Annotated in this window: 19 protein-coding genes and 1 pseudogene; 5 read left to right on the top strand and 15 right to left on the bottom strand. The window is 70.7% G+C overall.

The annotated features are described in order from the left end of the window. Window positions 1-15: 15 nt before the first annotated feature. The 9 genes from WMF39_RS18960 to WMF39_RS18920 form a co-directional block, all read right to left on the bottom strand. The gene (locus WMF39_RS18960; protein ID WP_437747999.1) at window positions 16-681 is read right to left on the bottom strand and encodes a bifunctional 4-hydroxy-2-oxoglutarate aldolase/2-dehydro-3-deoxy-phosphogluconate aldolase; all 666 of its coding nucleotides are present in this window, start codon (window positions 679-681) and stop codon (window positions 16-18) included. 20 nt (window positions 682-701) lie between these two features. Then, window positions 702-1,790: a PfkB family carbohydrate kinase gene (locus tag WMF39_RS18955; RefSeq protein ID WP_437746894.1), complete on the bottom strand. Its 1,089-nt coding sequence runs from the start codon at window positions 1,788-1,790 to the stop codon at window positions 702-704. Between the two features lie 11 nt (window positions 1,791-1,801). Continuing rightward, window positions 1,802-2,563 (bottom strand): 2-dehydro-3-deoxy-D-gluconate 5-dehydrogenase KduD, encoded by a 762-nt coding sequence (gene kduD, locus WMF39_RS18950; RefSeq protein WP_437746893.1) that lies wholly within the window; start codon window positions 2,561-2,563, stop codon window positions 1,802-1,804. A 4-nt stretch (window positions 2,564-2,567) separates the two neighbouring features. Further along, window positions 2,568-3,875: an MFS transporter gene (locus WMF39_RS18945; RefSeq protein ID WP_437747998.1), complete on the bottom strand. Its 1,308-nt coding sequence runs from the start codon at window positions 3,873-3,875 to the stop codon at window positions 2,568-2,570. 83 nt (window positions 3,876-3,958) lie between these two features. After that, window positions 3,959-4,777 (bottom strand): 5-deoxy-glucuronate isomerase, encoded by an 819-nt coding sequence (locus WMF39_RS18940; RefSeq protein ID WP_437746892.1) that lies wholly within the window; start codon window positions 4,775-4,777, stop codon window positions 3,959-3,961. A 76-nt stretch (window positions 4,778-4,853) separates the two neighbouring features. Next, window positions 4,854-6,512, bottom strand: coding sequence for a carbohydrate porin (locus WMF39_RS18935; RefSeq protein ID WP_437746891.1), 1,659 nt, complete (start codon window positions 6,510-6,512; stop codon window positions 4,854-4,856). A 663-nt stretch (window positions 6,513-7,175) separates the two neighbouring features. Then, window positions 7,176-8,468 (bottom strand): TRAP transporter large permease, encoded by a 1,293-nt coding sequence (locus tag WMF39_RS18930; RefSeq protein WP_437746890.1) that lies wholly within the window; start codon window positions 8,466-8,468, stop codon window positions 7,176-7,178. Between the two features lie 20 nt (window positions 8,469-8,488). Then, window positions 8,489-8,977: a TRAP transporter small permease gene (locus tag WMF39_RS18925; RefSeq protein WP_437746889.1), complete on the bottom strand. Its 489-nt coding sequence runs from the start codon at window positions 8,975-8,977 to the stop codon at window positions 8,489-8,491. Window positions 8,978-9,153: 176 nt separating this feature from the next. After that, on the bottom strand, window positions 9,154-10,206 hold the full coding sequence (locus tag WMF39_RS18920; RefSeq protein ID WP_437746888.1) for a TRAP transporter substrate-binding protein: 1,053 nt from the start codon (window positions 10,204-10,206) through the stop codon (window positions 9,154-9,156). A 589-nt stretch (window positions 10,207-10,795) separates the two neighbouring features. Between WMF39_RS18920 and pheS the strand changes: the two genes are divergently transcribed. Beyond that, window positions 10,796-11,845: a phenylalanine--tRNA ligase subunit alpha gene (gene pheS, locus WMF39_RS18915; RefSeq protein ID WP_012236022.1), complete on the top strand. Its 1,050-nt coding sequence runs from the start codon at window positions 10,796-10,798 to the stop codon at window positions 11,843-11,845. 33 nt (window positions 11,846-11,878) lie between these two features. Further along, complete coding sequence (gene pheT, locus WMF39_RS18910) at window positions 11,879-14,347, top strand: phenylalanine--tRNA ligase subunit beta (RefSeq protein WP_437746887.1); 2,469 nt, start codon at window positions 11,879-11,881, stop codon at window positions 14,345-14,347. 18 nt (window positions 14,348-14,365) lie between these two features. On the opposite strand, the gene WMF39_RS18905 is transcribed toward pheT, so the two are convergent. From WMF39_RS18905 to WMF39_RS18890, 4 genes and pseudogenes are all read right to left on the bottom strand, one after another. After that, window positions 14,366-14,536, bottom strand: coding sequence for a hypothetical protein (locus tag WMF39_RS18905; RefSeq protein WP_437746886.1), 171 nt, complete (start codon window positions 14,534-14,536; stop codon window positions 14,366-14,368). 44 nt (window positions 14,537-14,580) lie between these two features. After that, window positions 14,581-14,748 (bottom strand): annotated as a pseudogene (locus tag WMF39_RS18900) (protein kinase domain-containing protein); the annotation flags it as partial. A gap of 119 nt (window positions 14,749-14,867) precedes the next feature. Further along, window positions 14,868-15,008: a hypothetical protein gene (locus WMF39_RS18895; protein WP_437746885.1), complete on the bottom strand. Its 141-nt coding sequence runs from the start codon at window positions 15,006-15,008 to the stop codon at window positions 14,868-14,870. A gap of 160 nt (window positions 15,009-15,168) precedes the next feature. Then, window positions 15,169-16,380 (bottom strand): MFS transporter, encoded by a 1,212-nt coding sequence (locus WMF39_RS18890; RefSeq protein WP_437746884.1) that lies wholly within the window; start codon window positions 16,378-16,380, stop codon window positions 15,169-15,171. Window positions 16,381-16,588: 208 nt separating this feature from the next. Here WMF39_RS18890 and WMF39_RS18885 point away from each other — a divergent pair, with 208 nt between their 5' ends. Next, on the top strand, window positions 16,589-17,719 hold the full coding sequence (locus tag WMF39_RS18885; protein WP_437746883.1) for a pirin family protein: 1,131 nt from the start codon (window positions 16,589-16,591) through the stop codon (window positions 17,717-17,719). Between the two features lie 5 nt (window positions 17,720-17,724). Here WMF39_RS18885 and WMF39_RS18880 read toward each other — a convergent pair whose 3' ends face one another. After that, window positions 17,725-18,714 carry a helix-turn-helix transcriptional regulator gene (locus WMF39_RS18880; RefSeq protein ID WP_437746882.1) on the bottom strand — a complete coding sequence of 330 codons (990 nt, stop codon included), beginning with the start codon at window positions 18,712-18,714 and terminating at the stop codon, window positions 17,725-17,727. A gap of 115 nt (window positions 18,715-18,829) precedes the next feature. Next, window positions 18,830-19,756, bottom strand: a complete 927-nt coding sequence (locus WMF39_RS18875) for an SMP-30/gluconolactonase/LRE family protein (protein ID WP_437746881.1) — start codon at window positions 19,754-19,756, stop codon at window positions 18,830-18,832. Between the two features lie 613 nt (window positions 19,757-20,369). On the opposite strand from WMF39_RS18875, the gene WMF39_RS18870 reads away from it, so the two are divergent. Both WMF39_RS18870 and WMF39_RS18865 read left to right on the top strand, forming a co-directional pair. After that, a complete protein-coding gene (locus WMF39_RS18870; RefSeq protein ID WP_437746880.1) occupies window positions 20,370-21,374 on the top strand; it encodes a PAS domain-containing protein in 1,005 nt (334 codons plus the stop codon). Window positions 21,375-21,640: 266 nt separating this feature from the next. Beyond that, complete coding sequence (locus tag WMF39_RS18865; RefSeq protein WP_437746879.1) at window positions 21,641-22,243, top strand: cysteine hydrolase family protein; 603 nt, start codon at window positions 21,641-21,643, stop codon at window positions 22,241-22,243. Window positions 22,244-22,246: the final 3 nt, after the last annotated feature.

Genomic DNA, 22,246 nt, shown 5'->3' with positions numbered 1-22,246 from the left:
TCGCGGCGGCCCCGCTCAGGCGCTCTTCTCGAGCCCGGCCCGCGCGGACCGGACGACGGACAGGAACTCACGCGCGCGCTCCGTGATGACCTCGTCGCGGCCGGCCTCGAGCGTCGCGGCGTCGACGAGCTCGCCGCCGACGCCGAGCGCCACGGCGCCGGCCTCGATGAACTCGCGCGCGGTCGCGAGGTTGACCCCGCCGGTCGGCAGCAGCTTCACGTGCGGGAGCGGCCCCCGCAGCGCGCGCAGGTACTTGGCGCCGCCCATCGCGGAGCACGGGAACACCTTCACCGCGTCGGCGCCGGCGCTCCACGCGGCGATCACCTCGGTCGGGGTGAGCGCCCCGGGGAAGACTGCCTTCCCGAGCTCGCGCGCCGCGCGGATGACCTCGAGGTTGAGCCCCGGGCTCACGATGAACTGCGCGCCGGCCTCGATGCACCCGCGGGCTGCGTCCGCGGTGAGCACCGTACCCGCGCCGACGAGGACGTTACTCCCCATCCGTGAGGTGATCTCATGCATCACGGCGAGGGCGTCCGGGATTGTCATCGTGATCTCGAGGACCTCGATCCCTCCCGCGCACAGCGCGCGACCGGCGCGCACGGCGAGCGCGCCGCTCGACGCGCGCACCACGGGGACGACGCCGATCTCCTCGATGCGGCGGACGACGTGCTCTCGGTCCATCGCGTGATTCATCGCTTGCTTCATCGATCGATCCTCGCGCTGGCCCCGCTCATCGCCCTCCGCACCTCGGCGAGCGACGCCATCGACGTGTCTCCCGGCGTCGACATCGCGAGCGCCCCGTGCGCGACGCCGCACTGGAGCGCCCACTCCGGGCTCTGCTCCGAGAGGAGCCCGTAGATGATCCCCGAGGCGAACGAGTCGCCCCCTCCGACGCGATCGAGGATCTCGATGTCTCGCTGGGCGACCTCGTAGAACTCGCCCTTGCAGTACAGGATGCCGCCCCAGCCGTTGACGCTCGCGCTCCTGGCCGTCCTGAGGCTCGTGGCCACGACCGAGATGTTGGGGTACGTCGCGACGACCTCCGAGATCATCCGGCGGAACCCCGTCGTGTCGAGCTGGCGATAGCCCTCATCGACGCCGGGCACCTCGAAGCCGAGCGCCGCGACGAAGTCCTCCTCGTTGCCGAAGAGGCAGTCGACGTACGGCATGAGGGCGCGGTTGACCTCGCGCGCCCTCGCCTGGCCGCCGAAGTTCTTCCAGAGCGAGGGCCGGTAGTTGAGATCGTAGGAGATCCGCACGTCGTGCTCGCGCGCGGCCTCCATGGCCTCGCGCGCCACGCCGGCCGTGCTCTCCGAGAGCGCGCAGAAGATGCCGCCCGTGTGGAACCAGCGGGCGCCGCGCTCCCCGAAGACGGCCTTCCACGGGAGATCGCCGGCCTCCAGCCTGGAGGCCGCGCTGTGGCCGCGATCCGAGCACCCCACGGCGGCGCGCGGCCCGAAGCCGCGCTCGGTGAAGTTGAGGCCATTGCGCGCCTCGCGGCCCACACCGTCGTAATCGACCCAGCGCACGTGGGAGGTGTCGACCCCGCCCTGGAGCATCAGGTCCTCGATCAGCCGCCCGACCGGGTTGTCCGCGAGCGCCGTGACGATGGCTGTCCGGAGCCCGAAGCAGCGCCGGAGCCCCCGCGCCACGTTGTACTCCCCCCCGCCCTCGCCGATGTCGAACGCCCGCGCGGTGTGGATCCGCCGCTCTCCCGGGTCGAGGCGCAGCATCACCTCCCCGAGGCTCACCTGGTCCCACGCACAGCTCTTTGCATTTCGGATCTTCATCTTCACGCTCCTCAACGGCTCATCCACCCGCCGTCGACGACCAGCACGTGGCCGTGGACGTACCTGCTCGCCTCCGAGCACAGGAACAGCGCAGCTCCCGCGATGTCGCTCGGCTCCCCCCAGCGCCCCGCCGGGATGCGATCGAGGATCTGCCGGCTGCGCGCCTCGTCGGCCCTGAGCGCCGCCGTGTTGTCCGTCGTGATGTATCCCGGGGCGACCGCGTTCACGTTGATGCCCCTCCCGGCCCACTCGTTCGCGAGCGCCTTCGTCAGCTGCGCGATCCCACCCTTGGACGCCGCGTAGGCCGGCACCAGGATCCCGCCCTGGAACGAGAGCAGCGACGCGATGTTCACGATCCTGCCCGACCCCTGCTCGAGCATCTGCTTCCCGGCGAGCTGCGACAGGCGGAACGCGGACGTCAGGTTGACCTCGATCAGGAGATCCCAGTCCTCCTCGGCGTACTCGACGGCCGGCGACCGCCGGATGAGACCTGCGTTGTTCACGAGGATGTCGATGCGCCCGAGCTCGGCCTTCGCTCTCCGGACGAGCTCGGCGTGTGAGGCGCGATCCGCGAGATCCGCGGCCATGCCGGTGGCGCGACGCCCGAGCTTCCGCACCGCCGCCATGGTGGCCTCGCCCGGCTCGTCCTTGCCGTGACACGCGATGTCCGCGCCGGCCGCCGCGAGCGCCGTCGCGATCGCGGCGCCGATCCCCGTGGCCGAGCCCGTCACGAGCGCGACCTTGCCGTCCAAACGAAACGGATCATTCGTCATTGTCTTATCCCTGCTTCAGCTGCGCGGCCTCGAGCCGCGGCACGAGCGCGTGAATGATGGCGAGCGCGAGCACGTAGGCAGACGCCGCCATGATGAACAGCGTCGAGTAGCTCCCCGTGAGCTGGAGGACGCGGCCCGCGATCTGCGCGATGAGCATCCCGCCGATGGCCCCGGCCATGCCGCCGAACCCGACGGCCGACCCCACGGCCTGCGACGGGAACATGTCCGTGGTGAGCGTGAACAGGTTCGCCGAGAAGCCCTGGTGCGCTGCGGTCGCGAGGCCCAGGAGCAGCACGGCGACCCACAGCGAGTCGGTGCGCGTCGCGAGGAAGACGGGCGCAACGCCGAGCGCGCAGGCGAGCATCGCGGTCTTGCGCGCCGCGTTCGCCGTCCAGCCGCGGCGCATGAGCATCGAGGAGAACCAGCCGCCGGCGATGCTGCCCACGTCGGAGAGCAGGTAGATCGTGACGAGCGGCGGGCCGATCTGGAGGAGGTTCAATCCATGCTTGCGGTTCAGGAAGTCGGGGACCCAGAACAGGTAAAGCCACCAGAACGGATCGGTCATGAACTTGCCGATCGCGAACGCCCACGTCTGGCGGTGCGGGATCAGGCTGAGCCAGCCCACCTTGCCGGGCGCCGGCGACGGCTCGCTCGTGATGTAGGCGCGCTCCTCCGGCGTGACGCGCGGGTTGTCCGCGAGGGGGCGATACAGGATCATCCAGGCGATGATCCACAGCGCCCCGATCGCGCCGGTCAGCGCGAAGGCCGCGCGCCACCCCCAGGCCACCGCGATCCACGGGACCACGAGGGGGCACACGATCGCGCCGATGTTCGTGCCGGAGTTGAACAGGCCGGTCGCGAGCGCGCGCTCCTTCTTCGGGAACCACTCCGCGATCGTCTTGAGGGCGCCCGGGAACATGCCGGCCTCGCCGATGCCGAGGGCGAACCGCGCCGCGGAGAGCCCCCCGGCGCTGCCGACGAGCGCGTGCGCCGCCGCCGCGAGGCTCCAGAACCCGACGGCGAACGAGAACCCGCGCCGCGTCCCGATGCGATCCATGAGGCGGCCCATCGTCAGCATCCCGATGGCGTAAGCGGCCTGGAACGACGTGACGATGTTGCCGTAATCGATGTCGTTGTAGCCGAGCTCCTTCTGCAGCGTCGTCTTGAGGACGCCGAGGACCTGCCGGTCGACGTAGTTGATCGTCGCGGCCGTGAACAAGAGGGCGCAGATCACCCACCGATAACGCCCGATGCCGGCCGAAACCGGCGCGGCGTCGGCGCTGCGCGGCACCCCCGCGGGCGCGTCGGCGATGGCCGTCGTGGACTCCGAATTCATCACCATGAAGCTATCCTCCCAAGCTCGACCCGCCTGACGCTGGCCCGCTCCCCTGCCGGCTACTTGAGGCTCGCCTCGAGCCCGGAGCCGCGCTGGGCGAACTCCGGCTGCACGTTGACCACGCCGAACACCCGATCTTCGCGCTCGCGGTGCGCGGCCATGAGCCAGACGAAGTTGATGGAGTGCCCCGGCGCGGCGACGTTCGGGTGATACCCCGCCGGCATCAGCACGGCGTCGCCGTCCCGCACCACGGTGACCACCTCGGGCGCCTCCGGGGCCGTGTAGACGAATTGCACGCCGAACGCCGGCGGCGGCATATCGAAATAGACGTACATCTCCTCGAGCAGGTCGGTGTGCTCGTGCGGGGGCCAGCTGGTCCAGTGCCCCGGCGCCGAGCGCGTGAAGCCCGCGACGATCCGGCCGGCCTGCACGTTCTTGCCGAGCAGGATGCTGAGCTCGCGCGTGGTGGCGTCGCCGCCCGCCTTGAACTTGAGCGACGGGCTCTGCTCGACGTCCTTGTAGCGGACGACCTGGAGGGGATAGTCCCCCTCCACCTCGGCGCCGCACTCGACGAGATCGACCGCCGAGCTCGTGCGCACCTCGACGGTCGATCCGCGAGGCACGTAGATGGCGTCGTACCGGCCGAGCCCGATCGTGTCCTCGCCGTTCACCTGCACGGCGCACTGGCCGTCCATGCAGAGGAGCCCGACCTCGCGGCCGGAGGTCTCGAAGAGGGCCCTCGGCGCGCTCTGATCGAGCAGGATCCGGCCGTAATGCAGGCGCTTCATGGGGCTGTTGTCCGGCGTCACGAAGAGCTTCCGCCCCCTGTGCGACGCCGTCCCGCGGACCACGACCTGACCAGGGTTCACTGGCTTCATGGACAAAACCCTTCCCTTGCTTCGTTAACGGAATTTACGAATGGACGCGGTGAATCCCCGGAGCCCCGCGGCTGCGTCAGAACGCCGGGCTGGCCTTGATGTTCCACTCGACGTTCAGGCCGATGAAATGCTCCCACGTGCGCTGGCTGAACACGTCGTCCTGCGGATAGAGCGCCTTCGCGCCCTCATCGCGCCGGGTCACGAGCCAGATGAAGCGGAACTGAGGGCGCTTGAAGTCCCCCTTGCCCGCCGCGTTCAGGAACGGCACGAGCCCGAAGCGCACGAGGCTCGCGCTGTGGTGGCTGGCCGCGGCGTGCGCGCCCGGCGCCGCGGGCTCGGCCGGGGGCGGGACCCTCCCGCGCCGCTGCGCCTGGTAAGATGCCTCGACGGCGATGCCTCCCCAGTCGCGCAGATAGAAGTGCGGCCGAACGACGAAGATGCCTTCGTCCAGATCCGCGAAGTCGAACGGCTCGCTGGCGTTGCGGAACGAGCGGATGTACCCGGAGGCCATCAGGCCGAGCATCCCCGTCTCGTAGTTGCCGCTCATGGTGAACATGAGCTCGTGCGCTCCGCTCGCGGTGCCGTCCGGCGCGGGCTGCGTGGGGGTGCCGAACTCGCCGTGCGCCGCGAGGTCGCCCGCATAGCGGAGGAACAGGTGCAGGTGGCCGTTGTTCACGCCGGTGAACGGGCTGACCTGCGCGCCGATGACGTACCCGGAGTCCCGAGGCAACCGCTCGTACACGCCGGCCTCCGCCGTCTCGCGCGTGCCCGACGGCAGCTGGTGCACTTCGCCGTACAGGACGCCCTTGACGCCGCCTTTCTCCCCGACCGGAACGGTGTGGCTCGCCTTGAAGCTCGAGATGAGCCGCTGGCGATCGAGGAGGTTGACGTTCGCCGTGCCAGGCTGGTTGAGCGCCGGCGAGCGCTCCACCGTCTGGAGGTAATACGGCGTGAGCGGCCGGTTGATGCCGGCGTGCGCCGCGAAGTACGTGCGCTTCGAGGGTAGGTCGTAGCGGACGCCTCCGCCCAGCGTGTTCAGCCAGTCGAGCGGCCAGAAATCGAGCAGCTCCGAGTTGTCACCGCGGTAGAGGCGCGAGCCTATCCACACGGACAGCCCCTTGACGCCGAGGTCTCGCTCCTCGACGAAGGCGTTGCGGAGCGACGTGTTGATGTTCCACGGCCTCGCGTTGTTGTAGTGGAGGGTCGGGGCGTCTATGGCCAGGCGGACGGCGACGCGCGTGGTGGCGCCGGTGGACTCCCAGTAATCCTGCCGCTCCAGGTCCAGCTGGACGAACGTGGACTCGTCGAGGCGCGAGCCTCTCAAGACGATGTCGGCATCACGCCCAGGCCCGCCGTCTCCATCCATGGCCGCGACGGCGCGGCCGACGCCGCCGAAGAAGAACCCGCTCTCCGGCGGCGCCGGTGGTGTCGTGGGCTCTTCTTTCTGCTGCGGCTGCTGGGAGGGCGCGATGGCCGCGGCGGCGGGCTCGGCGCCTCCGGCGTCGGGGGCCGGAGCCGCGCCCTCGGCGGGCTCCGCCGCGGCCGGCGTCTCCGGAGGCGGAGCCGTCGCGTCGGCGGGAGCCGCGCCCGGCGAGGGCGTCGGCGTCGTGGGAGCAGGCAGCGGCTGCCCGTGGACGACCGCTGGAGACGCGCAGAGGGCCGCGCCGAGCAGGGCACAGACCAGGTTGCGCGCGCTCGCCCATCGTCTCCGGCGCGCGAGGCGGGTAGACGACACGGACGCGTCTCCGTCTGTCGAGAACGAGCCGCGCTCCGGATCGCGCTGAATATCATGCCCAGGGTGGCAACAGGGACTGGCGATGGAATTCAAGGGGGCGCCGATCTCGTGGAGGGTTGGGGCTGCACCAGCGCGAACAGCGGGGCTGTCGTCGAGGCGAGCGAGGCCCGACAGCACGTCCTGTGGCTCGCTCAGCGCGTGGTGCGCTGGCAGCGTCCACGCTTGATGCACGCAGTAGCAAGCGACGAGCCAAGGGCACCCAGGGCCGCCGCGACGCCATGGCGCGCACGACTTGCCGAGGAGGAATTCCAACCCAAGCTCGTCCGCAGCCGGGATTGCGCCGGATCCGACCCGAGCGCATGACGTGCCCTGAGGCGACCCGACGACGACGTGGCGTGCTGACCGTGGACGAAGGGCAGTTTCCCCTCGGAACGCCGTAAACCCCGGGTTGACATGAGCGACAGCCGTGGTTGACGCGCGCATGGACCGTCGCTGTCGCGCGCGGACGCCTGCGGGAGCGGCGAGCTCTCGATCCGCTTGTGAGTTGAGGGGGCTTTGACGGGGCGCCGGAGCGGGGCTCCTCCGGCGGTACGCGGCGGGCGGTGCCGACGTCGAGAGCGGCCTTCCTGCCCAGCCGGCGTGTCGCAGGCGCGGGGGCGCGCCTCAGAGGTTGAACTGTGCCGGAAGCCAGAGCGAGAGCTGGGGCACGTAGCTGATGAGCATGAGGGCGACGATCATGGCGGCGAACATCGGGAGCATCGGCCGGACCACCCTGGCGATCGTGGTCTTGCCGACGCCGCACCCCACGAACAGGCAAGTGCCCACCGGCGGGGTGCACAGGCCGATGCACAGGTTCGTGACCATCAGGACGCCGAAGTGCACCGGGTTCATGCCCATCCCCGTGACGACCGGGAGGAAGATGGGCGTGAAGATCAGGACCGCAGGCGTCATGTCCATGAAGGTGCCGACGACGAGCAGGAGCACGTTGATGATGAGCAGCGTCGCGAACGGGCTCTGGGAGATCCCGAGCATCGCCTGGCTGACGCTCTGGGGCACCTGCTCGAAGGCGAGCACCCAGCTCATGGCCTGGCTGGCCCCCACCAGGATCATGACCACCGCGGTGGTCTTGGCGGATTTGAGCAGGATACGCGGCATGTCCCTGAGCTTGACCTCACGATAGAACAGCGCCCCCAGCAGGAACGCGTAAGCCACGGACACCGCGCTGGCCTCGGTCGCCGAGAACACCCCGGTGAGGATCCCGCCCATGACGATCAGGATCATGAGCAAGCTGGGGATCGCCTGGGCAAAGCTCCGCATGATCGCGCCGAGCGGGACCTTCTCGCTCACGCCCACCGCCTGCTTGCGGTTGGCCAGGAACGCGACGACCATGATGCACACGCCCACCAGGAAGCCCGGGATGACGCCGGCCAGAAACAGCGCGGCCACCGAGACGTTCCCGGCCACCACGGCGTAGACGATCATGATGTTGCTCGGGGGGATCAGGAGCCCGGTCGTCGCCGACGTCGTGGTCAGCGCCACGCTGAAGTCCCTGCCGTAGTTCTTTCGCTCCATCTCCGGGATCATGAAGCCTCCCACGGAGGAGACGGCGGCCGCCGCCGAGCCCGAGACGGCCCCGAAGAGCATGCAGGTCAGCGTGTTGACGTAGGCAAGGCCGCCGTGAAAGCGGCCGACGACGGCGCTGGCGAAATCCATGAGCCTGCGCGCCATGCCGCCCTCGCCCATGAGCACGCCGGAGAGGACGAAGAAGGGAATGGCGAGCAGCGGGAAGCTGGCGATGCCGGTCGACATGCGCTGAGCCACGATGTAGGCCGTGGGCACGTCGCCGAGCGAGCCGATCGTCAGCACCGTGGAGAGGCCGATGCAGACGGCGACCGGGACGTTGAGGAGGAGCAGCGCGAAGAAGCTGAACACCAGGATGAGGACTTGGATTTCCATGGCGGGCCCGGGCTGAAGGGTTACGCGTCGGTGACAGGCGCGCCCTTCCGGGGCGACGCCTGCCCGGTGAACAGCTCCACCAGGTTTTCGATGCAGAACGTGAGGAAGAAGACCCCGCTGATGGGCACGGCCAGATAGGCGTACCCCACCTGGAGGCCGAGCGCGGGCGACACCTGCTTGGCCTCGAGCGTCTTCGAGACGAGCGTGAAGCCGCCGTAGACCAGCGCGAAGCCGGCGAAGGACGCCACCAGGAGCTCGATGGCGATCGCCGCGACGCGCTGGGCCGCCGGATCCATCTTCCCGACGAAGTAGTCGACGCCGAGGTGCGCCTTTTCGCCGTAGGCGAGCCCGGCGCCGAGGAGCGAGATCCAGACCAGCAGATAGACGGCGAGCTCCTCGGTCCAGCGGCTCTGGTTGCCGAGCACGTAGCGGGAGAACACGCCCCAGAGGGTGTCCAGCGTGAGCGCCGCGAACGCGGCGACCAGCACGACTTCCAGCGTCTTGATCATACCCGCGTGCAGCCTGTGGAGCGGCCCGATAACGCCCGGCGCTCGCTTTCCCGCGTTCGCCGGACGGGCTGGCCCGTCCGGAACCACCTCCGGCGCTCGCGCCGGCGGCGGAGGCTCCTGAGAGGCGCTCGTCTCCCCGTCGACGAAAAGCTCTACCCGACGCTCCTGAGCGCCCATCACTTGACCTCCTGGATCCGCTTGACGAGCTTGCCGATCTCCGTGCCCTCGAGGCGGTCGTACATGGGCTGGACCCGCCTGCGGAACGGCTCCTTGTCCGGCTCGTGGATGGTCACCCCTGCCTTCTTCAGCGCATCCAGGGCGTCCTGGGTGCTCTTCTTCCACGCCTCGCGCTGGAACGCGGCCGACTCGTCGGCCGCCTCCTCGATCCACCGCTGCACCTCCGGGCTCAGCGACTCCCAGATCTTCTGGCTGAACAGGATGATGTCGGGGACGCGCGTATGCTCGTCGAGCGAGTAGTGCTTGGTGACCTCGAAGTGACGGCTCGTGAAGAGGCTGGGCGGGTTGTTCTCGGCCCCGTCGACCATCCCCTGCTGCAGCGCAGAATACAGCTCACCGAACGCGATCGGCGTCGGCGCGCCGCCCATCTGCGAGATCATGTCCATCGCGGTCTTGCTCTGCATGACGCGGATCTTCTTGCCCTTGAGATCGTCAGGGCTCATGACGGGCGCGCCGCTCGTGTAGAAGCTGCGGCTCCCGGAGTCGTAGTAACAGAGGCCCCTCACGCCCACCTTCGTCCCGGCCGAGGCGAGATCCCTGCCCACGTCGCCGAGGAGAACCTTCCAGTAGTGGTCCTGGTCCCGGAAGAGGTAAGGCAGCCCGAAGATCGCCATCTCCGGGATGAAGCCTTCGAGCGGCGCGGTGGAGGTCTTGACCATCGCCAGCGCCCCTCGCTGCACCTGCTCGATGCTCTCGGTCTCGCTGCCCAGCTGGCCGTTGGGGAAGATCTGCAGTTGCACGGCGCCGCCCGATCGCTTGTCGAGCTGCCTCGCCATGTACTCCATGGCGAGGTGCACCGGGTGCGACTGATCGAGCGCGTGCGATAGCTTCAGGATCACCTTCTTCGTGCCGGCGCTCGTCGCGTCGGACGCTTGCCCTGCGCTCGCGCCCTCGGCGGACGCGGGGCGGGCCAGCATGGAGAAGGCGCCGGAGGTGATGATGATCCCCAGCAGGCAACCGAGCACGACGAAGGAGACGGCTTTCTTGTCCATATCGATGCACGCCAGAATCGGGGTTGTCGGTGAGGGTTGAACGGCACGGCGCAGCGGTGTCCCGGAGGGCCGAGGGCAGCCCGCGGCAAGCAGGCCTCGAGGGCGGCCGCGCGCGGAGCTCAGCGGCGCTCCACACGTGGACCACGGGTTTGCAATCGCTGCGCCAGGCAGTGAGCTGCGCCGTCCCGCTCTCGCCTGGCGCGTCCCGGGCCGTCTCGCTCCGGCCGCCTGGCCTGGCTCGATGCGCACCTCCAGAGTCGGCGGCGGCGTGGCGCGGCGTCATCGCTCGTCGCCGGCGCCGGCGCCGGCGCGAGGGCGGCACGGCGGAGATCCCCAGACACGCTGTGCCGGCGCTGCCGGAGCGCTGGCAACCTGGAGTTGACTGAGTGGACATCGGTTGTTGCGCGCTGCGCGCGGCGCGGCGCGGCGGCGCGCGGATCTGGCTGGCTCCTCGGCGCAGGCGGCCTGCCCCTCGTGACCAGGCGCGCTCCGTCGCCGCCGCCCGCGACCCGGACGTCCTGCACGCGCTGGACCAGCGCCGTAGGTCACGTCTTGCCTTGCCATGGCCTTCGCGGTAAGGGGGGCGGCAATGAGTGGTCCCGAACTCGGCCGCCTCATCGACGAGGTCGATCGCACGGTGGACGTCCAGTTCGCCGCTGCCGGCGATCTCGATGAGCTGAACCGCCTGTATGCCAGCCTGCTCGGGCGCCGCGGGTCGCTCAATGCGCTGATGAAGCAGCTGCCCGGCGCGGCGCCCGAGGAGCGCAAGGCGCTCGGCCAGCGCCTCAACGCCGTCAAGGGCCGCGTGGAGCGCGCCCGCGAGGAGGCGACGGCGAGGATCAAGCGCGCTGCGCGCGATCGCGAGCTCTCCGCGCCGCCCCTCGATATCACCCTGCCCGGCCGCTGGCGCGCGCCCGGGCGGCCGCACCCGATCATGCGGACCCTCGACGAGATCGTCGATATCTTCGTCGGGCTCGGGTTCGACGTGGCCGAAGGGCCGCAGATCGAGCTCGCGCGCTACAACTTCGATCTCCTCGGGTTCCCGGCGGATCACCCGGCCATGGACATGCACGACACGTTCTACATGGCCGGCGATCCTGGCCAGAACGTGCTCCTCCGGACGCACACGAGCCCGGTCCAGGTGCGCGAGATGCTCTCCCACCCTCCGCCGGTGATGATCGTCGCGCCCGGGGTCGTGTATCGCCGCGACGACGACGCGAGCCACAGCCCCATGTTCGTGCAGATCGAGGGGCTCGTGGTCGACCGCGACGTGTCGCTCGCCGATCTGAAGGGCCTGCTCGAGGTCTACAGCCGCCGGATGTTCGGCGAGGCCACGAGGACGCGCTTCCGGCCGAGCTACTTCCCCTTCACCGAGCCCAGCGCGGAGCTCGACGTGTCTTGCCTCGTCTGCTTCGGCGAGAACCGCGCCTGCCCGCAGTGCAAGGGGACGGGCTGGCTGGAGGTGCTCGGGTGCGGCATGGTCCACCCGACGGTGCTCCGGAACGTCGGGATCGACCCGGAGGAGTACACGGGGCTGGCGTTCGGCATCGGCGTGGATCGCACGGCCAACATGAAGTTCGCCGTCGACGATATCCGCGCCTTCTACGAGAACGACGTCCGCTTCCTCGGAAGCCTCTAGGCCACTGCCCCTCGCCCGCAGCCCCGATTCCCCATGTTGATATCCTACAAGTGGCTTCAAGAGATCCTCGGCGCCGATCCCGGCGTCGACGCGGTGACCTCGGCGCTCGGCCGCGGCGGGATCGAGGTCGACCGCGTGACGCACGTCGGCGCCGCGCTGCGCTCCGTGGTCCTCGCGAGCGTGGTCGCGACGCGGCCGCACCCGGCGGGCAAGAAGGGCCTGACGGTGGTCCGCGTGGACGCGGGCGGAGGCGGAGAAGGCGTCGAGGTCGCGTGCGGCGCGCCGGTCATCCCGGCGGCTCCGGCGCTCGTCTGTTATGCGCCCGTGGGGGCGCAGGTGCTCGACCGCACCGGCGCGCTCGTGACGTTGACCGAGAAGGCGGTCGCCGGCTTCACGTCGCCCGGCATGCTCTGCGCCGAGGACGAGCTCGGGCTCGGGTCGAGCCACGAGGGTCTCCTGACCGTGGAGGGCGGGCGTCCGGGGCAATCGCTGCTCGACTGGGAGCCTCGCCTCGAGGACTGGATCATCGAGCTGAGCGTCACCCCGAACCGGCCCGACGCGCTGGGGCACCTGGGCGTGGCGCGGGACGTGGCCGCGGTGCTCGGCCTACCGTTCCGTCCGCCCGCCGTCCCCGCGGCGCGAGCGAACGGCGCGAACGGCGCCGGAGCGCCCGCGGCCGAGCAGACACGCGCCGCCGTGGAGGTGCGCGACGGGGACCGCTGCCCCCGGTATGACGGGCAGGTGATCGAGGGCGTCGGCGTCGGCCCCTCGCCGCTCTGGGCGCGGGTGCGGCTCGGCCGCCTCGGCGTCCGGCCGATCACCAACATCGTCGACGCGACCAACCTGGTGATGCTCGAGCGGGGGCAGCCGCTCCACGCCTTCGATCTCGACACGCTGCGGCTTCCGATCGAGATCCGGAGGGCCAAGCCCGGCGAGGCGTTCGTCGCGCTCGATGGGCAGAAGCTGTCCCTGGACGAGGACGACCTGGTCATCGCCGACGCGGACCGCGTGGTGGCCCTGGCGGGCGTCATCGGCGGCGCGGACAGCGGCGTCACCGCGACGACGCGGCGGGTGTTCCTCGAGTCGGCGTACTTCGAGCCGCGCGGGATCCGCAGGTCGGCGCGCCGGTACGGCTTCCACACCGAGGCGTCGCACCGCTTCGAGCGGGAGGTGGACCTCTCGGGGGTCCCCCTGTCGCGCGACCGCGGGAGCGCGCTCATCTGCGAGCTCGCGGGCGGCGAGGCGGCGGGCGAGCCTATCGACGTGTACGTGGCGCCGCGCGCGCCGCGCCGACTGACGCTGCGGCTCCCGCGGTACCAGCGGATCATCGGGGCCGAGGCCCCGGCGCGGGCGCGGGAGATCCTGGAGACGCTGGGGCTCTCGGTGCTGGAGCAGAAGGCGGACCGGCTCCTCGTCGAGGTGCCGGAGCACCGGCCCGACATCGCGGAGGAGATCGACCTCATCGAGGAGGTCGCGCGCATCGCTGGCTACGACCAGATCCCGAGCCGGCTGCCGCGCGTCGGGGCCGCGCCGGCGGGCGCCCGCGGCGATTACCGGCTGCGGCGCAGGGTGCGGCAGATCTGCACGGGGATCGGCCTGCACGAGGCGGTGACGTACTCGTTCCTGTCGCCCCAGGAGCTGAAGGCCGCGCGCTACGACGACGGGTCGCTCCTGCGGCTGCTCAACCCGCTCTCCGAGGAGAAGTCGGTGATGCGGCCGTCGCTGGTCCCTGGGCTGCTCACGGTGGTGCAGCGCTCGCAGCGGTACAACGTGCCGCGGGTGCGGCTGTTCGAGGTGAGCCAGGTGTTCCTGCCGTGGCAGGGCGAGGCGGGCGGCGCGAGCCAGCTGGCGCGGGTCGAGCGGCCGCCGGTGAACGAGCCGACGCGGCTCACGATCTTCCTCGCGGGGCCGCGCGACAGCTACCTGACGCGGCCCGAGGACGTCGATTTCTACGACGGCAAGGGCGCGGTCGAGGCGGTGCTTGCGGAGCTCGCGGGCAGCGTGACGCCGGCGTTCGACCTCGCGGGCGAGGCGCCGCCGTGGGCGCACCCGAAGAAGGGGGCCCGCGTCCTGCTCGACGGCCGCGAGGTCGGGTACGTGGCGGAGCTGCACCCGGACGTGCGCGAGGCGCTGGAGATCACGAGCGGGGCCGTCGTGGCGGAGCTGGATCTCGCGGCGGTGGCTGCGGCGTACAAGGCGCCGGTGGCCGCGAAGCCGAGCCGGTTCCCGGCGATGCGGCACGACGTGGCGCTGCTCTTGCCGCTCGACGTGCCGGCGGGAGAGGTGCTCGAGGTGCTGCGGACGACCGCGGGGGAGCGCTGCGAGAAGGTCGAGATGTTCGACCGGTACCGCGGCGGAGAGCTGCCGGCGGGGACGCACTCGCTGGGGTTCGCGCTGTGGTTCCGGTCGGCCGAGCGGACGTTGACGGACGACGAGGTCGACAAGTGGACGAAGGCCGCGGTGGACGCGGCGAAGGCGCGGTTCGGGGCGCAGCAGCGCTGAGGGCCGGCGGCGCGCCCGCTACTTCAGCGTCGGCTTGATCTTCCCCGCCGTGCGCTCGATCAGCTGCTCCTGCTCGCGCTTGCTCCGCAGCGCCTCCTCGCTCGCCAGCGCCTTCTTGAGCGTGTCCTCCGTTCTCCGGATCTCCTCGAGCTGCTCGGTGATCACCGTGTTCTGGCGCGTCAGCTTCACGATCCCCGCCCCCGCCGCGACCACCCCTCGACGGCCTCGCGCCCGCGGTCGAGCGTGAGGCTCGCCTCGTCCTCGCGCAGCTTGGCGATGCCGAAATCGACCACCTTGATCGCCCCCGACGCCTCCAGCATGATGTTCTCGGGCTTCAGGTCACGGTGGATGATGCCGGACGCGTGCGCTCGCGAGAGGGCGCGCACGACGGGGACCATCATAATGCGCGATGTGGCGTGTCGGGCGAGCCGGAGGAGAGCGATTGGCTTTCATGACGACGACCCGCAAACGACCCGTCCCGTCGCCCTTTCGCTTGCGAAGCTCCTCCTGCCGATCGCCCTCATTGCCCTAGCGCCGATACCGTCGTCACCAGGCAACGGTGGGACGCCAGCGTCAACGAGAGCTGGCTGGCCGCCGGCACCCTCTTCGCCGGCGGAGCGACGGTGATCACGGCGACGGTCATGATCTTCTTCATGAACATGCCGCAGTCCTACCGCACGGAGGACGGAGGGGGTGTGAGGGTAGAGATCCGCCCCGCCGCGTCGCCCGCCGCAGCGATGGTATCGGCCCGGTTCGTGTTCTGATCCGGTGGCGATCGGGGTGACCGGTGTCGCAGCGGCTCATCGCCGCTCGCGGCACGGCTACGAGGGCTGCGCGAGCGCGACGCGCCGCTCGATCCCGAGGAACAGCAGCGGCAGCGCCACCGTGAACACGATCGACAGCCCCGCGACGACCGGCATGCCATCGAGACGGTGGTCCGGCAGCTCGTGGAGCATCCTGGCCGCCGCGAACGCCGCGATCGCGGACGACATGTGCTGCACGGCCGACTGCATCGAGGTGAAGCGCGCCCGCTCGGCGGGGCGCGGCACCTTCGACGTCAGCGTGTTGTACGAGACGTTGCGGAACGTCATGCCCAGCATGAAGACGATGAAGATCGCGAGCACCGGCAGCCCCGGCGTATACGAGACGAACCCGGCGTAGAGGACGCCCGCGAGCACCGCCGCCCCCACCGAGCCCGTCTGAAACGCGCCGAAGCGGTCCACCAAGGGTCCCACGGCCCGCATCGCGGCGAAGCTCACCAGGCCTCCCACGAAGTAGAGCAGCCCGAGCCGCTCGCGCGGATACCCGAGGTTGTACTGCACGTAAGCCGAGATGTTGGGGATCACCAGGAACGACGCCACCGTCAGGATCGCCGTCGTCGCGTACGAGAGCAGCACGATCGGCCGGCCGAGGAGCGCACCGAGCTCGCCGAGCGCGCTGCCCGACGGCGGCGCGCCGGTCAGGTGATCCCGCATCGACGGCAGGAGGAAGATCGCGAGCCCGGCGACGAGCAGCCCGAGCGCCGCGACCGCGAAGAACGGCAGCGGAAAGCCGCCGCGGCGCGCGAGCTCCAGCCCGGCGGGGACGCCGAGCACCGAGGCGACCGAGAACGAGCCCATCACGACGCCCATCGCCTTGCCGCGCCGCTCGGGCGGGATCACGTCGGCGACGATCGAGAACGCGACCGAGGTCGCGGGCCCGCCGAACGCCCCGGCGAGCACGCGCGCCGCCATGAGGCTCGGGAGCCCCGTGGCGAAGCCCCCGGCCGCCGTGCCGGCGACGAGGCCGAGCATCGCCACGGCGAGCGCGCTGCGCCGGTCGAAGCGGTCGAGGAAGAACGCGCCCGCGAGGCCCGAGACCGCGGCCGCCGCCGTGTAGCTGCCGCCGATGAAGCCGATGCTGGACATCGGGATGCCCAGCGCGACCGCGAAGTCGGGCCCGAGCGGCATCACCATCACGAAGTCGAGGATGTTGATGAACTGGACCGCAGCGACAAGGAAGATGATGCTCGATTCGGAGCGCCGTTTGGACACGAGGCTCGACTCTAGTCGACTCCAGGCGCGCCCGCCCCGCCTCCGCACGAAAATGCGCCGCGCTCACGCCCAGACGCGCCCCTCACCGCTCCCCTGCTCTACCCAGCCCGCGCGGCGGCTCGCGCGTCGCGCGCGTTGCTGCCGGCGCAACGCCACGTTGCGCGCTCGCACCGTTGTCCCTCCATGAGGTCCACCTTACGATGAGACGATGAGCCCCATGGATCGCCGCACAGCCCTCGGCGCCCTCGCCGCAACGCCCGTCGTCGCCGCGTGCGACCCCTCCGCGCCCTCGCCCGGTCGTGGCGACGAGGCCGCGCTCGCCGCGGAGGACGTCGTCCGCGACGTCGCGCCGCTCGGGTTCCCCTGGGAGACGCTCGATCCCTTCCTGTTCTGCGTCCACCACGACGACGCGTACCCGGCCGGCGACGAGCGGATGGGGCCGGCCGCCTCGCTCGCGGGCCGCGCCATCGGGCGCGACTTCGCGGGCAAGGACGGCTGGCGCATGTACCACGGCGACGTGGTCCCCGGCTTCCCGCAGCACCCGCACCGCGGCTTCGAGACCGTGACCGTCGTGCGGCGCGGGCTCGTCGATCACGCGGACTCGCTCGGGGCGGCCGCGCGCTACGGCCGCGGCGACGTCCAGTGGCTCACGGCGGGGAGCGGCATCGTCCACGCGGAGATGTTCCCGCTCGTCGAGAAGGACGGGCCCAACCCGCTCGAGCTCTTCCAGATCTGGCTCAACCTGCCGCGCGCCGACAAGCTCGCCGAACCGCGCTTCGTGATGATGTGGGGCGACACGATCCCCAGGCAGATCGCGCGCGACGCCGCGGGCAGGACGACCGAGATCACGATCGTCGCCGGCCGCCTCGGCGAGCTCCGCCCGCCGGCCCCACCGCCGAGATCGTGGGCGGCGCGCGCCGCGTCCGACGTGGCGATCTGGACGCTCAGGATGGCCCCGGGCGCGCGGTTCACGCTGCCGGCCGCCTCCCCCGGCACGAACCGCGCGCTCTACTTCTTCCGCGGCGCCGAGCTGCGCGTCGGCGCCCGCCGCGTCCCCGCGGCCCACAGGATCACGCTCCGCGACGGCGCCGCAGCGCTGCTCGAGAACGGCCCCGACGAGGGCGAGATCCTTCTCCTCCAGGGCAAGCCGATCGGCGAGCCCGTCGCGCAGCAAGGCCCCTTCGTGATGACCTCGATGGCGGAGGTCCAGCAGGCCTTCCTCGACTACCGGCGGACGGGCTTCGGCGGATGGCCGTGGCCGAGCGACGGCCCGGTCCACGGGCGCGCGGAAGGCCGCTTCGCGCGCTACCCCGACGGCCGCATCGACGAGGCGGGCTGAGCCCCTCACCTCGCGTCGAGCTCGGGCTCCTCGCTCCAGCAGTCGTTCGCGCTCGCCCGGTGCCGCGCGCGGTACTCCGAGGGGCTGACGCCCTCGGAGCGCCGGAATTGCTCGGCGAAGCGCGACGCCGAGTCGTAGCCGCAGGCCGTCGCGACCTCCAGCACGCCGTGGCGCCCCGAGCGCAGGAGCCCCTTGGCGAGATCGAGGCGCTCCTTCCACAGGAGGGCCCTGAACGAGACCCCCTTCGCGCCGAGCCGGCGGCGCAGCGTCGCGTCGCTCACCCCGAGCGCGCGCGCGACCTCCGGGGCCGCCCACGGGCGCGCCGGATCGCGGCGCACAAGCGCCCGCACCGCGAGCGTCGGATCGAGCGCCAGCGTCGAGGAGGCGGCGCGCGCCTCGTCGAGCTGCTCCCGGTGCTGCAGGAGCAAGGTCAGGATGAGATCCTCCAGCCGGTGCTCGATGAGCAGCGCGTGCGCGCCGGGCAAGAGGAGCGTGTTCACGAGGTGGATCAGCGCCTGGATCGACGGCATCGCGGAGCGCAGGAGGTGCGGCCGATCCGCCTCGAAGCCGCCGAGCCCCCGCTGGACGCAGAGCGTGGGATACCGGCGCTGGAGCCGCTCGTCGACCTCGCTCAAGAGCTCGATCGTGAACGAGCGGTAGGCGCCGCGCTCGGGATCGGGCTCGTTCACGAGCTCGAGGGGGATGCCCTGCGGCACGAGCAGGATCTGCCCCTCCCGGGCGACGAGGCGCGTGTTGCCGTCCGGGCCGTCGAGGAAGATCCGCTTCGCGCCGTCGAGGATGAGCACGACGAGCGGCCGGGAGAGCCGCTGTATCGTTATCCGTTCGCGCGTGCGGGTGAAGACGCCGACCCACCGGGCCAGGCCGGCGCCGCTCGCCGAGGACGTGCGCTCCAGGCGGGAGATGGCCTCTCTGAGCGCGCCCCAGGCCTGGGCTTGATCGGTGGGCTCGAGCAGTCGGGTGAGCTGGGTCTTCATCGTCGCTCCTGATGGAAAAGGGCGCGTCTCTCGCCGCGGAGACGCAGCGCGGGGCCGGCCGGGGCGGCGCAGCGTAACCGCGCCGCCCCCGGGCCCAAAGCGCTGTTCCGCCGGCTCACTTCACGTCGAGCAGGACGATCTCGCCGTCGTTGAAGAGCGGGACGAGCAGGCGATTCCTGGCGCGGTCCCAGCCGAGATCGGCGGGGCTCGGGAGATCCTCCGCGAGCGTGGAGACGCGCGGCGCCGCGTCCCCGGCGGGGTCGATCTCGAAGACGGCGCCCGCGTCCCAGCTCGACACGAGGAGCCGGCCGTCGTCGAGGCGCACGAGGCCGTCCAGCGTGCCAGCCGGCAGGGAGATCTCGCGCCGCGGCTGCACGGAGACGTCGAGCGCGTCGAGCGCGTCGACCCGCGCCGCGCCGAGGTAAGCCACCCAGATCTCGCCCTCCGCGCACGCCACGCCGTTCGGGTGCGGCAGCGCGGGATCCGCGATCAGCCGGGAGACCTCCCCGCCCGGATCGACTGCGACGAGCGCGTCGGTGCCGATCGGGGTGAACCCGCCCTCCCCGATGGCCACGCCGGAGTCCGAGACCACGATCGACCCGTCGGGCATGGCCGCGACGTCATTGAGCAGGCCGGCGCCGGCGACCTCGATGTCCTCGATGGGCGCGCCGTCGCTCGCGTCGAAGACGCGGATCACGTCGATATCGGCCACATAGAGCCTGCCGCCCGCGATGGCCATGCCCTTCGGGGCGCTCAGCGTCACGCCCTCCGACGCGCCGTCGATCCATGTCAGGTCGAGGATCTCGCCGTCCGGCGAGACGCGCGAGATGAACGCGCGGTCATCCTTCTCGACGGGTGAGCCGACGATGTTCGAGACGAGGTAAACGTCGCGCTCCTCGTCGTGGAGCACCGACTCGGGTGTGCTGAAGCCGGCGACGCGGCGGAGCTCCGGCGCGGCCGGGGCCTCGCTCTCGGCGCACGCCGGGAGGACGGCAGCGAGGCAGGCGAGGACCGCGGCGAGGCGTTTCGGTTGCGTTTTCATTGTGCGCTCTCTCGTGTGAACGGGCCGGCGACGCGCCGGCTGGTGCGCCTACCCTGCGCCCGCTCGCCGCGCGGCGCGCGCCCGCGGCGCTCATTGGTACGCCCGAAACGCTCACGCGCCGCGCTTTGCGCCGCACCCGGCCAAGACACAAGGCCTCGCGCAGGCGGCGGGGCCACCCCCGGCCATGGCGCGTATCGACCAGGGAAGAGCCGATCGTTCAAGGCGCCTCCGTGGTCCCACTCGACCGGGAATCGAGAACCGCGAGACAACGAATCTCACGTCCACGCCGCTTCATCGGCCACGCGCAACGCACAATCATCGTCCGCGTTGTACGAGGTAGATTCCCGCCCTCCGCAGATCCTGTCCTGACAAATGAGCACGGGTCCAGCTTGAACGGCGCGTCAACGACGGGTAAACGGCGCGTAAACGGCGCGTAACGGCGCGCGCTCGCCCTCCGCACGGGCGAGGAACGTCTTGGTCGACATCCACGGGACCTGCCGGCCCACACCGGCGACACGCGGTGAGTCGACAACGGACATCGAGCGCTTGACAAGTGTTGCGCCCCCGACAATCATGCGGTCGCCGTGGCCCGGCCGACGCGTGGTACCCTTTAATGCAGTGTCTTTCAGACCCAGATAGCGAGACGTCGCTGCACGAGCAGGTCGCGGCGCTCCGCAGGCGCGTCGCGGAGCTCGAACAGGCGCTGGCCGAGGCGCAGCGACCGAGCTCGGTCGTACGCGAGGCGCGGCCCGCCGCACGGGAGCACGAGCTCCTGGCCAGCTTCTTCGCGGCGGAGGCCTCGGGGTACGCCGCGATGCTCGACGCGATCCCGGCGATGGTGTTCTTCAAGGCTCGGGACCACCGGTACCTCGCCGTCAACAAGGCTTATGCGGAGCACTATCGCCTCTCGAGCGACAGGATCGTCGGGAAGCGCGACGAGGAGATATTCGTCGACGAAGTCGCGCGCAGCTACCGCGAGAACGACGAGATCATCATGTCCGAGGGGATCCCGCGGATCAACGTGGAGCTCCGGTGGAAGCTCGAGGACGGGAGCGACGGCTGGACGCTGGAGAACAACGTCCCGTTCCGCGACGCGAGCGGGCGTGTGATCGGGATGGTCGGGGTCGTGGTCGACATGACCGCACGAAAGAGGACGGAAGAGGCGCTGCGGAGCACCGAGGCCGATCTCCTCGCCATCCAGTCGCGCCTCCTCGAGACGATAGCCGCGCTCTCGACGCCGGTCCTGCCCATCGACCACGGGGTCATCATCGTGCCGCTCATCGGCCATCTCGACACGATGCGGGGCACCCAGCTCATGGCGGCGCTCCTGCAAGGCGTGGAGCGCCACGACGCCGAGTTCGTGATCGTCGATCTCACCGGCGTCCCGATGATCGACAGCGCCGTCGCGCTCCACCTCCTGCGCGCGGTGCAGGCCGTGGGCCTGCTCGGCGCCGAGAGCGTCCTCGTGGGGATGTCGGCCAGCACCGCCGCGGCGCTCGCGAGCCTCGGCGAGACGCTGGAGGGGATCGTCCTCCTGAGAGATCTCCGGGCCGGCGTGCGTTACGCGATGGCGCGGCGGAAGAAGTTGACCGGCGCGCAGCCGATGGCGACGCGGTAGACGTCAGGCGACGCCGAACGGCGCCGAGAGACCTCTGCCCCTCCCCCTCGCACCTTGTTCCACACAGCGGGCGACCTCACGCCCTCTCGAAGTGCTCACGCACCCAGGTCTCGCTTGACCCTCCGGCGAGGCACCCGCTAAGTTCCGTTCAGCCTTTTAGCGCTGCATTCCCGGCTGATGTAGAGACGGTCGGTTCACCACTTCACCACACCTCAGCGAGCTCGACGTGCCCGGTGTCCCCTGCGCGTCGAACGTCCAGGCCAGCGATGACGCCGCGTATCCGCCCGTTGCCCCTCGACCAGGTCCGCCCCGCCACCACCGCCCTCCTCGTCATCGACATGCAGCGGGACTTCGTCGAGGAGGGCGCGCCCTGCGAGGCGCGCGGGGCGCTCGATATCGTGCGGAGCGTCAACGCGCTCGCCGCGTGGGCGAGAGGGCACGGCCTGCCGGTCGTCTTCACCCAGGAGATGCACAGGGCCGATGGGTGCGACTTCGGCATCGAGCTGGAGTTCGAGCCGCTGCACTGCCTCGAGGGATCCCGCGGCGCCGAGATGGTCGATGGGCTGCGGATCGAGCCGCAGGATCACCGGATCTTCACCAAGCGGCGCTACGACTGTTTTCTGGGCACCGACCTCGACCTGCTGCTCCGGTGCAAGGGGGTGGAGAACCTCATCTGCTGCGGCGTGTGCACCAACATCTGCGTGCTCAGCACCGTGCTCACCGCGAGGAACCTGGATTACCGTGTGCTGCTCCCGGTCGACGCCGTGGCCGGGACCTCACGGGAGCTCCACGACGCCGCGATCCTCTGCATGAGCAACGCGTTCGCCTACGTCACCGAGAGCGCCGCGGTGATGCAGCTCTTCGGCTGACGG

The organism is Sorangium sp. So ce1504 (assembly GCF_051521635.1).
GTDB lineage: Bacteria > Myxococcota_A > Polyangia > Polyangiales > Polyangiaceae > Sorangium > Sorangium cellulosum_B.
The sequence above is the reverse complement of the archived record's forward strand: the minus strand, read 5'-3'. Positions and strand labels throughout refer to the sequence as shown.